Origin of the sequence: Streptomyces sp. NPDC050619 (assembly GCF_040654815.1) — a bacterium.
GTDB lineage: Bacteria > Actinomycetota > Actinomycetes > Streptomycetales > Streptomycetaceae > Streptomyces.
The window spans coordinates 40,982-55,426 of record NZ_JBFAIR010000014.1; the positions used below are offsets into that span (position 1 = coordinate 40,982).

General features: G+C 72.1%; 12 protein-coding genes. 4 read left to right on the forward strand and 8 right to left on the reverse strand.

What is annotated here, in order from left to right; translation table 11 throughout:
• Nucleotides 1-17: 17 nt before the first annotated feature.
• From AB0I77_RS23265 to manD, 8 genes are all read right to left on the reverse strand, one after another.
• Nucleotides 18-755, reverse strand: a complete 738-nt coding sequence (locus AB0I77_RS23265) for a spermidine synthase (protein ID WP_363284571.1) — start codon at nucleotides 753-755, stop codon at nucleotides 18-20.
• A gap of 107 nt (nucleotides 756-862) precedes the next feature.
• A complete protein-coding gene (locus AB0I77_RS23270; protein ID WP_363284572.1) occupies nucleotides 863-2,548 on the reverse strand; it encodes a ribonuclease J in 1,686 nt (561 codons plus the stop codon).
• Nucleotides 2,545-3,240, reverse strand: coding sequence for a bifunctional 4-hydroxy-2-oxoglutarate aldolase/2-dehydro-3-deoxy-phosphogluconate aldolase (locus AB0I77_RS23275; RefSeq protein WP_363284573.1), 696 nt, complete (start codon nucleotides 3,238-3,240; stop codon nucleotides 2,545-2,547). Before AB0I77_RS23275 ends, AB0I77_RS23270 begins: the two co-directional genes overlap by 4 nt.
• Before the next feature lie 772 nt (nucleotides 3,241-4,012).
• Complete coding sequence (locus tag AB0I77_RS23280; RefSeq protein ID WP_363284574.1) at nucleotides 4,013-5,029, reverse strand: sugar kinase; 1,017 nt, start codon at nucleotides 5,027-5,029, stop codon at nucleotides 4,013-4,015.
• Nucleotides 5,030-5,178: 149 nt separating this feature from the next.
• Nucleotides 5,179-6,210 (reverse strand): L-idonate 5-dehydrogenase, encoded by a 1,032-nt coding sequence (locus AB0I77_RS23285; RefSeq protein ID WP_363284575.1) that lies wholly within the window; start codon nucleotides 6,208-6,210, stop codon nucleotides 5,179-5,181.
• Nucleotides 6,207-7,601, reverse strand: a complete 1,395-nt coding sequence (locus AB0I77_RS23290) for an MFS transporter (protein ID WP_363284576.1) — start codon at nucleotides 7,599-7,601, stop codon at nucleotides 6,207-6,209. The genes AB0I77_RS23285 and AB0I77_RS23290 overlap by 4 nt, the downstream gene beginning before the upstream one ends.
• A gap of 56 nt (nucleotides 7,602-7,657) precedes the next feature.
• The gene (locus AB0I77_RS23295) at nucleotides 7,658-9,109 is read right to left on the reverse strand and encodes a mannitol dehydrogenase family protein (protein ID WP_363284577.1); all 1,452 of its coding nucleotides are present in this window, start codon (nucleotides 9,107-9,109) and stop codon (nucleotides 7,658-7,660) included.
• Nucleotides 9,106-10,314 carry a D-mannonate dehydratase ManD gene (manD, locus tag AB0I77_RS23300; RefSeq protein ID WP_363284578.1) on the reverse strand — a complete coding sequence of 403 codons (1,209 nt, stop codon included), beginning with the start codon at nucleotides 10,312-10,314 and terminating at the stop codon, nucleotides 9,106-9,108. The genes AB0I77_RS23295 and manD overlap by 4 nt, the downstream gene beginning before the upstream one ends.
• Before the next feature lie 91 nt (nucleotides 10,315-10,405).
• Here manD and AB0I77_RS23305 point away from each other — a divergent pair, with 91 nt between their 5' ends.
• From AB0I77_RS23305 to AB0I77_RS23320, 4 genes are all read left to right on the forward strand, one after another.
• Complete coding sequence (locus AB0I77_RS23305; RefSeq protein WP_363284579.1) at nucleotides 10,406-11,119, forward strand: GntR family transcriptional regulator; 714 nt, start codon at nucleotides 10,406-10,408, stop codon at nucleotides 11,117-11,119.
• A 164-nt stretch (nucleotides 11,120-11,283) separates the two neighbouring features.
• Nucleotides 11,284-12,390, forward strand: a complete 1,107-nt coding sequence (locus AB0I77_RS23310) for an FAD-dependent oxidoreductase (protein ID WP_363284580.1) — start codon at nucleotides 11,284-11,286, stop codon at nucleotides 12,388-12,390.
• A 172-nt stretch (nucleotides 12,391-12,562) separates the two neighbouring features.
• On the forward strand, nucleotides 12,563-13,969 hold the full coding sequence (locus tag AB0I77_RS23315) for a cytochrome (RefSeq protein WP_363284581.1): 1,407 nt from the start codon (nucleotides 12,563-12,565) through the stop codon (nucleotides 13,967-13,969).
• A 120-nt stretch (nucleotides 13,970-14,089) separates the two neighbouring features.
• Complete coding sequence (locus AB0I77_RS23320; protein WP_363284582.1) at nucleotides 14,090-14,437, forward strand: hypothetical protein; 348 nt, start codon at nucleotides 14,090-14,092, stop codon at nucleotides 14,435-14,437.
• Nucleotides 14,438-14,445 lie beyond the last annotated feature (8 nt).

Below are 14,445 nucleotides of genomic sequence, written 5' to 3' on the forward strand. Positions count from 1 at the left end.
CCGGGTGGGGCCGCGGCTCACCCCGGACGAACAGGCACTTCCTGCTTCCGCGCCACATAGACGGTGTTCGTCGCGATGCCGCCCTGGAGCGGGTTGTCGAAGTCGACCACGTGGGCTTGTGGCGCGGCGAAGACTTCCGCGAGTGTGGAGGTGAACTGCTCGTCCGGCGGGTCGTTGGACCACAGGGCGAAGACGCCGTCGGGGTGGAGGCGGTCGGCGAGGGCGCGGAGCCCCGGCGGCTGGTAGAGCGCGGCGTGGCGTGGATTCAGTACGTGGCGCGGCGAGTGGTCGATGTCCAGCAGGATGGCGTGGAAGCGGCGGCCGGGTGAGCGCGGATCGAGGCCGACGGGATCGCCGGCCGCTGCGAAGAAGTCGCCCTGGACCAGTCGGCAGCGGGGGTCCGATGCCAGGTGGGAGCCGAGCGGCACCAAGTGGCGCTCGTGCCATTCGATGACTTCGCCGAGCGCCTCGACCACGATCAGGGACCGGACACGGGGGTCGTCCAGGGCGGTCCGGGCGGTGTACCCGAGGCCGAGTCCGCCCACCGCTACGTCGAGATCGGCATCGGGCGACCGCGCCAGTCCGAGCCGGGCCAGTGCGACCTCTCCCGCGGTGAAGAGGCTGGACATCAGGAACTCGTCCCCGAGTTTCACCTCGTACACATCGGTCTCCGATCCCGGATACCGCCGACGCCGCAGAGAGATGTCCCCCAGAGGTGTCGGGCTCCAGGCGATCTCTTCGAAGCGCCTGCTCATCCACGCACCTTCTCTGGTCGGCGGGTCGGCGGGTCGGCGGGTCGGCGGGGCGGCGGGGTCCGGGCGGTCCGGCGGGCCGGTGGTGGTCCGGCGGTCGTCGGTCCGGGTCAGGCGTCGATGATGACCGGGATGATGAGGGGCTTGCGGCGGTAGGTGCGGAACGCCCAGGACGCCACCGCGCGGGCGATGAGCTGTTCGAGCTGGTGCGCGTCGCCGACACCCTCCTCGGCCGCGGTGGCCAACGTCTTCTCGATCACCGGGATGACCGGCTCGAAGGTGGTGTCGTCGTGGACGAATCCGCGGGCCAGGAAGTCCGGGGGCTCGGCGAGGGCGCCGGTGTCGGCGTCGACGAGCGCCACGACGGTGACCACGCCTTCGTTGGCGAGGGTGAGGCGGTCCTTGAGGGAGGCTTCGGTGGCGCCGCCGACTTCCATGCCGTCCACGTAGACGTTGCCCGCGGGCACCTTGCCGGTGATCGAGACGCGACCGTCGACCAGGTCGACGACCACACCGTCCTCGGCGATGACCACTCGGTCGGGATCGACGCCGGTACGGATCGCGAGGTCGGCGTTGGCCCGCATGTGCTTCCACTCGCCGTGCACGGGCATCACGTTGCGCGGCTTGACGATGTTGTAGCAGTAGACGAGTTCACCGGCGCTGGCGTGTCCGGAGACGTGCACCTTGGCGTTGCCCTTGTGGACGACATGGGCACCCCACCGGGTCAGCCCGTTGATCACCCGGTAGATGGCGTTCTCATTGCCCGGGATCAGGGAGCTGGCGAGCAGGACGGTGTCGCCCTCGCCGATACGGATCACATGGTCGCGGTTGGCCATCCGGGACAGCGCGGCCATCGGCTCGCCCTGGGATCCGGTGCACACGAGGGTGATCTTGTGGTCGGGGAGCTTCTCCAGTTCCTTCATGCTGACCACCAGGCCGCGTGGAACCTTCAGGTAGCCCAGGTCGCGGGCGATGCCCATGTTGCGGACCATCGACCGGCCCACGAAGGCGACCTTTCGGCCGTGCTGGTGAGCGGCGTCCAGGACCTGCTGGATGCGGTGCACATGGCTGGCGAAGCTGGAGACGATCACGCGGCGCGGCGCGGTGCGCAGGACCTGCTCGATCGCCGGGTTCAACTCCCGCTCGGAGACGGTGAATCCGGGTACTTCGGCGTTGGTGGAGTCGGTCAGGAAGAGGTCGACGCCCTCCTCACCGAGGCGGGCGAAGGCCCGCAGGTCGGTGATGCGGTCGTCCAGCGGGAACTGGTCCATCTTGAAGTCGCCGGTGTGCAGCACCATCCCCGCACCGGTGCGGATCGCGACCGCGAGAGCGTCCGGGATGGAGTGGTTCACCGCGACGAACTCGCAGTCGAAGGGCCCGAACCCGCGCCGGTCGCCCTCACGTACCCGCACCGTGCGCGGCCGGATGCCGTGCTCCTTGAGCTTGGCATCGAGGAAGGCCAGCGTCAGTTTCGAGCCGACGACGGGGATGTCGGACCGTTCGCGCAGCAGATACGGCACGCCCCCGATGTGGTCCTCGTGCCCATGGGTGAGCACCACCGCCACGATGTCGTCCAGGCGGTCCCGGATCGAGGTGAAGTCGGGCAGGATCACATCCACGCCGGGCTGGGTCTCCTCGGGGAACAGCACGCCACAGTCGACGACGAGCAGCTTCCCGGCATACTCGAAGACGGTCATGTTGCGGCCGATCTCACCGAGGCCGCCCAGGGCGACGATCCGCAGCCCTCCCTCGGGCAACGGCGGGGCGGCTTGCAGCTCTGGATGCGGATGGCTCATACCTCGACGTTACCGGAGAGCCGGGAAGGGTTGATCCATTGCCTCCGCGATCTCGTCCGAACGACGGCGTCGGCCAGTGAGTCGGTGAAGGCACGGGCGCGTCGGGTGATCTCCGGCCAGTCCCCGGCGGCCACCACGGAGGGCGGTACGACGTGCGAACCGGCGCACACCGCACGCGCCCCGGCTTTGAGGAAATCAGCCGCGTTGTCCGCGTCGACGCCTCCGGAGGCCACCAGGGGTGCGTCCGGGAAAGGGCCGGCCAGGTCCTGGAAGTACCGGGGGCCGAAGGCGCGGGCGGGGAAGATCTTCACCGCGTCCGCTCCGAGATCGAGTGCCAGCCCTACCTCCGTCGGGGAGAGGGCGCCCATCACCACCGGCACTCCGGCCGCCGACGCCGCTTTCGCGACGTCCGGGCGGCAGCCGGGCGTGACGAGATACCGGGCACCCGCGTCGATCAGCTCCTCTGCCTGCTCAGCGGTCATCACCGTGCCCGCGCCGATACCGTCCGCGCCGCGTGCCACCGCCCGGCGCAGGTGTGTGGCGAGCCCGGGGGTGGTGCGGGTGAACTCGATCCAACGGATACCGCCCGCGCGCAGGGCCGCGCACAGCGCCGCCGCGTCGGGGATCTCCGGTGCCCGGACGACGGCGATCACACGGTCCTGGGACAGCCCGGCGAGGAAGTTGGTGTTCATGGGGGAGGTTCCCTTCGGGTGGACGGGTGGACGGGTGGACGGGTGGACGGGCTGGCGGGCGGACGGGCGGCGGTCGGGCAGGCGGGGCGGACGGATGAGCGGGGCGGACGGCGGGAGGGGCGAATGGCGCGCGGTCGGACGGTCGGTCGGACGGGCGGGCTGGCGGGCGGGGCGGACGGACGAGCGGGGCGAACGGCGGCAACTGCCGCCCGCCGTACCGGCCGCGCCCTGCCGGCGGACGGGGCGAACTGCGGACGAACGAGCGGGGCAAACGGCGGGCGGGGTGGACGGTGGACGGCCGTGCGGGGGCGGTCGGGCGGGGCGGACGGACGGACCTCGGGGCAGGGTGGGGCGGACGGTCGGACGGGCTGGCGGTGGACGGGTAGGCGAAGGGGTGTCCGTGCGGGGGCGGTCGGGCGGGGCGGACCGACGGACCTCGGGGCGGGGCGGGGTGGACGGACGTCCGGGCGGGGCGGGCGGACGGTCGGGTGGGGCGGGCGGACGGTCGGACGGGCTGGCGGTGGACGGGTAGGCGAAGGGGCGTCCGTGCGGGGTCGGTCGGGCGGGGCAGACGGACGGACCTCGGGGTGGGGCAGGGCGGACGGACGGACCTCGGGGTGGGGCAGGGCGGACGGACGGACCTCGGGGCGGGGCGGACGGACGTCCGGGCGGGACAGGCGGACGGTCGGGTGGGGCGGCCAGCGGACGGCGGGGCGGACGGGCAGGCGAAGGGGCGGACGGGCGGGGCGGAGAACACGCGGCCCGGCGCCGCTCACCTCGGTGTCGTGGCCGCCCAGGCGGTGTCGTCCAGGGCGAGGTGGTGGTCGGTCTCCGTGCGGGGCGGCATGACGGGAACGTCGTCCCTGGTCCGCAGTGCGGCGGAGGCCGCGAGATGGCCGAGGCGCAGCCGGGCCCGTGCGTCGCGGTGCTCCAGGACGCCGGCCAGATACCCGGCCGCGAAGGCGTCACCCGCGCCGACCGGTTCGACCACCTTGGTGGGCAGGGCTGGGACGAACGTCCGGGTACCGCCGGCATAGGAGGTCGCCCCGTGCTCGGCGTCCTTGACGACCACGACCGGTGCGGGTTCGAGCAGGTCCGCGATGTCGTCCGGCCGGGCGGTGCCCCACAAGGCCTCGGCCTCGTCCCGTCCGACGAACACGATGTCGGCGGCGCGGGCGAGGCTCAGCAGGTTCCGTGCGGCGTCCGGGGTGCCGCCGCGCCAGAGCGCTGGGCGGTGGTTGACGTCGAAGGAGACGGCCGGCCCACCGGCCGACCGGCCTGCGGCGCGGTGGACGAGTACCGCCTCCAGCAGCCGGGCGCAGCTGTCGGAGAGCGCCGCGGCGACGCCCGAAAGGTGCACGATGCGGGCGTCGCGCAGCGCGGGCAGCCGGACCAGGTCCGGTCCCATCAAGGTGGCCGCCGATCCGCCGCGGTAGTAGTGGGTGCGGGTACGGTCCGGGCCCGGATCCTTGAAATAGACCCCGGTCGGCCGGTCCGGGTCGGTCTCGACGGCTGTCACGTCCACACCGCGTGCGGTGAGTTCGGCCAGGATGCGGCGCGCGAACGGATCGTCGCCCAGGCGGCTCAGCCACGCGGCGCGGTGCCCCAGACCGGCCAGCCCGCAGGCGACGTTCGACTCGGCACCGCCGATGGCCATCCTGAGCGTCGACTGCTCGGCGAGCGGACGGCCGTCCGGCGGGCTGAGGACGGCCATCGTCTCGCCGACGCACACGACGTCGGCCATCTGCCGCCGGCTGTCGGCGACGCGGGACGGGAGCGACAAGGACACGGGATTCTCCTGGCGGACGGACGGTGCGTGACGGCGTACGTGGTGACATGTCGATGCATTGACGTTGTGACGTGACGTGACGTGACGTGACGTGACGTGACGTGACGTGGTGTGGCGTGACGTGCGTGCGGGAACGAGCCCGGCCCGCCTCAGATCCCGCCCAGCCGCAGCATCACCTTGCTGCTACCGCTCCCCGGGTCCGCGGCGACGGCCAGCGCCTCCTCGGCCCGTTCCAGTGGGAAGCGGTGGGTGATCAGCGGGGTCACGTCCAGACCGTCCCGCAGGGCGCGCAGGGCGTCGTCGATCTCCTCGACGAAGCGGTAGGAGCCGATCCAGGTGATCTCGCGGGTCACCAGGTCGCCGAGGGCCGTGGACACGGCCGTACCGGGCAGATTGCCGACCTGGACGAGGGTGCCGCCCCGGGCGGTGGCGCGTAGCACCGGGCCGAGCGCGGACGGTGCGCCGGAGGCCTCGAAGACCAGCTCCACGTCCTCGGGCAGGCCCTCTCCGCGGGAGAGGTCGCGGGTCTCGTCGGCGCCCATGGCGCGGGCGACGGAGAGGGAAGAAGCCGCCAGGTCGGCGGCGATGACCGTGCGCGCCCCGCGATGCCGGGCGGCGGCGACGACCAGGGAGCCGATCGGTCCGGCGCCGTTGACCAGGACGGTGCGGCCGCGCAGGTCGGGGACCCGGCCGACGGCGTGCAGGGCGACGGCCAGCGGTTCGGCCAGGGCACCGCGCTCGGTGTCGACGCCGCCGGGCAGCGGCCGGATCTGGGCCGCGCCGACCGCCCGGTACTCGCTGAACCCGCCGTCGGTGTGCGGATCGAAGGCCGCCGAGCCGAAGTAGCGGATGCGCGGGTAGAGGTTGGTGCGTCCGGCGATCCGCTCCGGCAGGACGCCGTCGCCGACCAGGTGCGCCGGATGGACGGTGACCGGCTGTCCTTCGTCGAGGCCGGTGACCCCCTCGCCGAGCGCGGCGATCCGGCCCGCCACCTCGTGACCGAGCACCAGCGGGTGCGCGAGCGAGGCGGTGCCGGACGCCCCGTTCTTCCAGTAGGCGATGTCGGATCCGCAGATCCCGCCCCATTCCAGGGCCAGCAGCACCTCGCCCGGGGCCGGCACCGGCCGGGGGCGTTCGTCGACGCGTACGTCGCCGGGACCGTGCACCACGACCGCCCTCATACGGCGTCCTCCAGCCGGACCAGGTCGCGTCCGCGTGTCTCGGGCGCGAGGAACGCGCTGACGAAGGTGATGAGCGAGTAGACGATGAGCATCGCGGCGATGGGCCACCAGCTGCCGGTGACGGCCGTGAGCGTCGCCGCCAGGACCGGGCCGATCGCGGTGGCGAGGATGCCGCCGATCTCCTTGGCGAGCGCGAGCTGGGTGAACCGGGTGCGGGATCCGAAGAGTTCCGCCATCGCCACGCTCTCCAGCGAGAACAGGCCGAGGACACCGATGTTCAGGCCGAGGACCATGCCGATCATCAGGCCCGGAGTCGATCCGGAGGTGATGAGCAGCATCACCGGGAAGGCGAGGACGGTGGTGAGCAGGGACAGCGCGAGGTACATCGCCCGGCGGCCGTAGCGGTCGCCGAGCAGTCCGACCGCCGGCACGGTGGCGAAGCCCAGCAGCGAGCCGTACACGATCGCACTCGTGGGGACGGACCGGCCGACCGCGAGGTTGGTCGCGATGTAGCCGACGAGGAACGTCTGGACGAGACCGGAGTTGCCCGCCTGGCCGAAGCGCAGCCCCAGCGCGAGGAAGAAGGCCTTGCCCTTGCGCTGGCGGATTCCGGCGGCGAGGACGTTGCCCTGGTGCTCGTCGACCGTGGCGACGGCGGACTCGACCTCGTCGCGGGACATCGCCACGCCGTCCACCACGTCGGGGCGCTCCTCGAACACGGGGCTCTCCTTGAGGCCGCGGCGCAGCCAGATGGCGAAGAACATCAGCCCGAAGCTCAGCAGGAAGGGCAACCGCCAGCCCCAGGAGAGCAGTTGGTCCTCGCTCAGCACGGCGAGCAGGATGGCCCACAGCCCGGAGGCGGCGAGCGTTCCGGAGTTGGTGCCGAGCGACGCGAGAGAGGCGACCAGGCCGCGCCGCCTGACCGGTGCGTACTCGGCGAGCATCACGGTGGCCCCGGCGATCTCGGCGCCGGCGCCGAATCCCTGGATCAGCCGCAGCGCGACGAGCAGGACGGGCGCGAGGATGCCGATCGTGGCGTAGGTGGGCAGGGCGCCGATCAAGGTGGTGGAGACGCCCATCAGCATGATCGTGAGATACAGGACCCGCTTGCGGCCGATCCGGTCGCCCATCCGGCCGAAGTAGACGGCACCGGCGAGCCGGGCGACGTAACCGACGCCGTAGGTGGCCATCGCGGCGATCAACCCGATCGCGGGGCTGACGTCCGGGAAGAAGATCTTGTCGAAGACGATCGCGGCGGCCAGCGAGTAGAGCTGGAAGTCCATGAATTCCATGGCCGTGCCGAGCCAGCCCGAGACGGCGGCGCGGGTCAGATCGCGGGTGCTGCGTGGTGCGGGGGGCGCCTGCTGAGCGGCTGTGGCGCTGTCCTTCATCGGTGAACTCCGTTGTTCGGGGACTGAAGTGGGGCCCAGATGGACTGAAGTGAGGCTCAGATCTCGACGCGGCCGGCCCGCAGGGCGGGGAGCCGGTCCGCGACGGCGGTGGTGAGGGCGTCCTCGTCCGCCAGGTCCGTGGCGCCGAGGACGCGCAGGAGTGCGCGGACCGTCTCCACGTCAGGGACGGCCGGCCCCCAGCAGGCGGCGAGCGCGTCGGCCGCGGGATCGGTGGGGGCGTCGGCCTGGCGGGTGCCGTGCATCCAGCCGGCGAGGGCGAGTTCGAGGACCGGCGTGCTCGTGCCGTGGGCGCGCAGGGTGCGCAGGGCGGGCAGCCAGCGCTCCGTGATCTTCAGTGATCCGTCGGAGCCGATCTGCCGCAGCAGGTGGTGCATCGCGGGATTGCGGAAGCGTACGACGAGGTCGTCGGCGTACGAGCCCGGATCGGGGCCGCCCGCGGGGAGGGTGGGGGCGACCTCCGCGCACAGGGCCCGGACGAGGCGCTCGCCCCAGTCCGCCGCCAGGGCGCCGGCGATGGTGGTGTGGCCCGCCGCCGCGCCGAGGTGGGCCAGGGCCGAGTGCGAGCCGTTGAGCAGCCGGAGTTTGGTGAGCTGGTAGGGCGCGGCGTCCGGGACGAACAGGGCGCCGTCCAGTTCCCAGGGTGGCCGGGGTGCGGCGAAGGAGTCCTCCAGGACCCACTGCCGGTACGGCTCACCCGTCACCGGGAGGGCGTCGTGGACGCCGAGCGCGGAGTCGGCCGCCGCTCGGTCGGCCTCGCTGGTCGCGGGCACGATCCGGTCCACGACCGTCGAGGGGAAGGCGACGGCTTCGGCCATGCGGTCCAGGATCCGTGTACGGTCCGGCCAGGCGGAGGCCCGGACGAAGTCGCGTACGACCCGGCTCAGCGCGGCACCGTTGCCGGCCATGTTGTCGCAGGACACGACGCTGATGGGCGGCGCTCCGGCGCGCATCCGGGCGGCCAGCCCGGCGGCCAGGCGTCCGACCACCGTGGTGAGGGGGCCGCCCTGGGCTGCCGCGAGGTCGGCGGCGACCGGTGCCGCCGCGGTGTTCAGGCCGCCGGTTTGGGGGGAGCGGTGGTAGCCCTTCTCCGTGATGGTCAAGGTCACCACCGTCACCTCGGGGTCGGCGAGGAGAGTGTCCACGGCCGTGGCGTCGGGCCCCATGGCCAGCGCACCGACCACCGCACCCACCACACGGGACACGCTGCCTTCCGGGCGGCGTTCGGTCAGCGAGTAGAGGCAGTCCTGGTCCCGCAGGGCGCGCACGGTCCGCGTCGACCGGGGCGCGACGGCCGTGATGCCCCAGGGCTCGCCCGACCGGGCGGCGGCGTGCTCGGTGTAGACCGCCTGGTGCGCCCGGTGGAAGGCGCCGAGGCCGAAGTGGACGATACGGGGGCGCAGTTCGGCGGGGTCGACCGCCGGACGCTGCTCGGGCGCGAGCCGGGCAAGCGCCGTGCGGTCCAGTGCGGGGAGGGCGAGGGTGCTCACCAGTCGTGCACCGAGCCGTCGAGGCGCCGCGCGACCGGGAGGTAGCGCCGCTGGTAGGGGAAGCGTTCGGCCGCCTTCTCGTCGTACTCGACGCCGAGGCCCGGCTGATCGGAGGGGTGGAGCATGCCGTCGGCGAAGGTGACGCCGGTGCGGAACACCTCGGCGGTCGCGTCGGGGTGGCCCATGTGCTCCTGGATCCCGAAGTTCGGCACGGCGATGTCGAGGTGCACGGCGGCGGCCATGCTGACGGGGGAGAGGTCGGTGGCGCCGTGGGAGCCGGTCCGCACCTGGTAGAGCGCCGCGAGGTCGAAGATCCGCCGCAGGTGGGTGATGCCGCCCGCGTGCACGACGGTGGTGCGTACGTAGTCGATGAGCTGCTCGGTGATCAGGTCCTTGACGTCCCAGATCGAGTTCATCACCTCGCCGACCGCGATCGGCGTCGTGGTGTGCCGGCGAATGAGCCGGAACGCCTCCTGGTTCTCGGCCGGGGTCGGGTCCTCCATCCAGAACAGCCGGCAGTTCTCGACGCTCTTGCCGAAGCGGGCCGCCTCGATCGGCGTGAGCCGGTGATGGATGTCGTGGAGGAGGTGGAAGCCGAAGCCGAACCGCTCCCGGACCGCTTCCAGGTAGGCGGGCGCGAAGCCGAGGTAGGCCTCGGTGTCCCAGGGCTGTTCGTCGGGCAGTTCGGTCGCGGCCGGTTCGTAGACCTTCCCCTTGCGGACGCCGTAGGTGCCGCCGACGTCGGGCACCGCGGCCTGGGCACGGACGGCCTTGTAGCCGAGCTCCAGATAGCGCTCGACGTCGTCGAGGAGCGAGGGCACGTCCGTGCCGCTGGCGTGCGAGTAGACCAGCACGCCGTCGCGGGAGCGGCCGCCGAGGAGCTGGTAGACGGGCAGCCCGGCGGTCTTGCCCTTGATGTCCCACAGTGCGGTGTCGACGGCGGCGATCGCCGTCATGGTGACGGGCCCGCGCCGCCAGTAGGCACCCTTGTAGAGGTACTGCCACATGTCCTCGATGCGGGCGGGGTCCCTGCCGATCAGCAGCGGAACCACGTGGTCGCGCAGATAGCTGGCGACGGCCAGCTCACGGCCGTTGAGCGTGGCGTCACCGAGGCCGGTCACGCCGTCCGTGGTGGTGATGCGCAACGTGACGAACGTGCGCCCTGGGGAGGAGACGAGCACCTCGGCCCGCTCGATCTTGCTCACTGGCGGCTCCATCCTGTCGTGCAGTACTTGTATACAAACATCTGTCGCACAGGTGAGCAATACCCTTTCCGCTGCTACGTAGGATGGGCGCATGGCTCAATCGAACGGGCGGCGGACCAGTCGGCGCGGTATCTACCTGAAACTGCGTCAGATGGTCCTGACCCTCGAACTCGCCCCGGGCGCCGCCCTCTCGGAGAACGAACTCGCCGCGTCCCTCGGCGTCAGCCGCACTCCGGTGCGGGAGAGCCTGATCCTGCTGGCCCAGGAGGGCCTGGTGCAGGTCTTCCCCAAGATCGGGTCGTTCGTGTCCCGGGTGGACCCGGCACAGGTCGCCGACGCGCAGTTCCTGCGGGAGGCCGTCGAACTGGCCTCACTGGAGGATCTGTCCACGCCGCTGGATCCCGCGGTCGTCGGGGAGCTGCGCGACAACTTGAAACGCCAGCAGCGGGCGGACCTCGACCTGGAGGAGTTCTTCGCACTCGACGAGGCGTTCCACGAAGGCCTGATGCGGCTGAGCGGTCATGGCAACGTCTGGACCACCGTCGCCGCGGCCAAGGGGCATCTGGACCGGGCCAGGCGCCTCGGCCTGCACGAGAACGTGTCGCCGGCGGTGTTCGCCGCCCAGCACCTCGAGATCTTCGACGCGGTGGTCGGCGGGAACGTCCCGCTCGCCCGCACCGCCATGCGCGCTCACCTGCGGGCCGTCTTCAGCGACATCGAGCGCATCCGCGCGCACTCGCCCGAACTGTTCGCCGCCGACCCCGCGACGGTGCCGGTACGCCGCAACGTCGTGGTCTGGGAGTGACCGCGCCGCTGCCTTCGGTCACCTGGGCGATCGTTTCACAAAACGTCCACACAGGCCCGTCGAACCTTGAGATTTCAAGCGTTACGCTCACCGGCAGTCGAGTGACCGTGGCCCGCCCTCCGCCGCACCACTCGCTCCCCCCCCACAGGCACAGGAGGCTCGGCGTGCGTCACGGCGACGTAGTGGTGATCGGCGGCGGCTATGCGGGCGTCCGCCTGGCGAAACGACTGGACGAGACGGCGCGGGTCACGCTGGTGGACCGCAAGGAGGTCTTCTTCCACCGCATCGCCTCCCTGCGCGCCGGCGTGCGCCCCGAGTGGACGGTGACGCCCTTCATCCCCTACGACCGGCTGCTGCGCAACGGCCGTGTGGTGGCGGCCAAGGCGGTCCGTGTCGACACCGCCGAGCGGCAGGTGGTGCTCGCGTCGGGCGACCGGCTCCGCTACGACGTGCTGGTGATCGCCACCGGCGCCGACTACCCCGAACCGGCCCGCTTCACCGGCACCACCACCGAGGAGGCGATGAAGTCCTTCGCCGGACACCAGCGGAACATCGCCACCGCCGATCACGTCCTCGTCGTCGGCGGCGGGCCCTCCGGTGTCGAGCTCAGTGCCGAGATCCGCCTGGCCCGGCCGGACGCCCGGGTCACGCTCGCCCACTCCGGGCCGGCGCTGCTCCACTCCACCGGCAGCGCCCGGGCCGGGCGCAAGGCCAGGGCCTGGCTGGAGTCCCACGGCGTGGAGGTGCGCCTCGACTCCTTCATGTCCCCCGGCAACGACTTCGGCACCTATCGCGACGCCCGTGGCAACCTCGTCGGCGCCGATCTCTCCCTCTGGGCGACGGGTACCACCCCCAACACGCTCTGGCTGCGGCTGGCCGGGCACGGCGACTGGCTGAACCCGGCCGGGCACATCAAGGTCGACCGTACGCTCCGGGTCGAGGGTCGGCCGGACGTGTTCGCGGTCGGCGACGTGAACGACGCCACCGAGCTCAAGATCACCCCGGCCGCGCTCGCCCAGGCCGACCTCGCGGCCCACAACATCCGCGCCCACCTGGGGAGTTCCGGCAGACACCGCAAGGTGCCCCGCTTCTACCGGCCGATCCAGCGCACCCCGCTCATCGTGCCGTTCGGCCCGGCCGACGGAGTGACCATGCTGCCCGTGCCCGGCGGCGAGACAGCGGTACTCGGCAGCCGCACGACCACCCTGGCCAAGGCCAAGACGCTCATGACCCCCTACATGCGGCGCCAACTCGGGTACACCGCGACCTGAGACGGCAGGGCCGCGGCCCGCGCGCACGCCGCGGCGATTGTCTCCGTCATATCCGCAACTGTGCGTTGTGCCCCCGTCGTTCACCCGCTGGTGCGGCCTGGGGTAGGGTCCCCACGTTTCCAGTTACCGGCTGGTACGCCGGGGTGCGGGGTGTCGGAGGGGCGGCAAGACAATGGAATCCCAGTGGGGCGATGGCGGATCCGTGGACCTGGACGACACCCGGTTGGAGGCGATGACGCTCGAACCGCTGCTGACCCGGGACTACGAGACGCGCCCCTCGCTCGTGTACGAGCGGCTCCGGCAGCGGCACGGCCCGGTCGCGCCGGTCGACCTGCTGGGGGTACCCGCCTGGCTGGTCCTGGGCTACCGGGAGGCACTTCAGGTGCTCCAGGACGACGACGGGTGGCCGAAGGGGCTGGAGAACTGGCGGGCCCGCTCGGAGGGCAGAGTGCCGGCCGACTGGCCGCTGGGGCCCTCCCTGGAGGTCAACCATGTGCTGATCCAGGGCGGCCCCGGCTACCGGCCGTTGCGGACGGCGTGGGACGCGGCGCTCAAACCCTTCCAGGACCCGCGCCACCCCCAGGCGAAGAGGCTGAAGACGGCCGTCACCGCCTACGCCGACGAACTGATCACCTTGGTGGGCCAGGCCGGCGGCACGGGCCTCGCGGACCTGTCCGCCCAGTTCTCCCGGCCGCTGCCGCTGATGGTGGCCAGTCACCTGCTCGGCTTCCCGGGTTCGCAGGGCGACGACGCGCTGATGGACATGTGGCGGGTGCTGGACGCGGGACCGGACGCGGAGCCCGCCCTGGAGCGGCTGCTGGCGGCGCTGGCGCGACTGGGGGCGACGAAGCGGCAGACGCCGGGGGACGACTTTCCCTCGTACCTGCTGGCCGCGCACCCCGGACTCTCCCTCGACGAACTGGCCCGTGAGCTGTTCATGCTGCTGGGCATGGTGTCCGACCACGTCGGCATCCTCATCTCCAACACGGTGGTCGAGGTCATCTCGGGCGAGGGCAGCGTGCGGGCCAGTCTGTCCGCCGGGATGGTCAGGGAGGCCATGAACCGGGTGGTCATGCGCAAGCCGCCGCTGGTGAACTTCGTCCCGCGCTTCGCGGCGAGGGACACCCCGCTCGGGAACCACACGATCCGGGCCGGCGACCCGGTGTGGGTCTCCTCCGCCGCCGCGCACGCCGACCCGCTCTTCGCCGACAACGTGGCAGCGAGCACCACGGTCAGCACCCGGGCGCACCTGTCCTGGGGTGCGGGCCGCCGCCAGTGCCCGGCGGCGGCGCGCGAGCTGGCTTCGACGGTCGCGGCGGTCGGTGTGGGCCGCCTGTTCGAGCGGTTCTCCGACCTGGATCTCGCCCTCCCCGTCGACCAACTGCCGTGGCGCTCCTCGCCCTTCATGCGGGGCCTGCGCTCGCTGCCGGTGCGGTACGAGCTCGCCCCCATGCCCGAGCGACGGCCGGCGTACGCCCCGGCGTCCCAGCCGCCCGAGACGGTGCTGCCGGACCCGTCCGCCCGGCAGCGGTCATCGCTGTGGCGCTATCTGACGGGCCTGATCCGCGTCGGCCGGTGACACCGGGACGCGCTCGGAGTGCGCCAGGTACTCTCCGTCTCTTCGGCGTGTCGGCCCGGTCCACGGATTACTGTGGGCTGATCGAGCGCGAGGCTGTAACAGCCGTGAGTGGAGAACGAGTTGAGCGACACCGAGTTTGAGTTGGCCGATGCGCGGACAGACGGGCGGGCGCTGCCGTTCTGGGTGTTGAGCGACGAGGACGGCGGCGACGGGGACACGATGGGGCTGTTCGGCCGGGACAGCGAGGCCGTGCTGCGCCAGGTCCCTCTCGGGCCGCTGCGCAAGAACCTCGCCGAGACCGTCGCGGCGCTCCAGCAGGTCTTCGCGGATGTGGCCGCGCAGAGCGACACGCTCCCGCTGAGGGAGGCGCAGCTTCAGTTCCAGGTGACCGCGAGCGGTGGCGTCCAACTCATCGGCACGTCCCAACTCCAGGGCACGCGCGCGCTCACGCTGGTCTTCAGGCAGTAGGCCCCCAC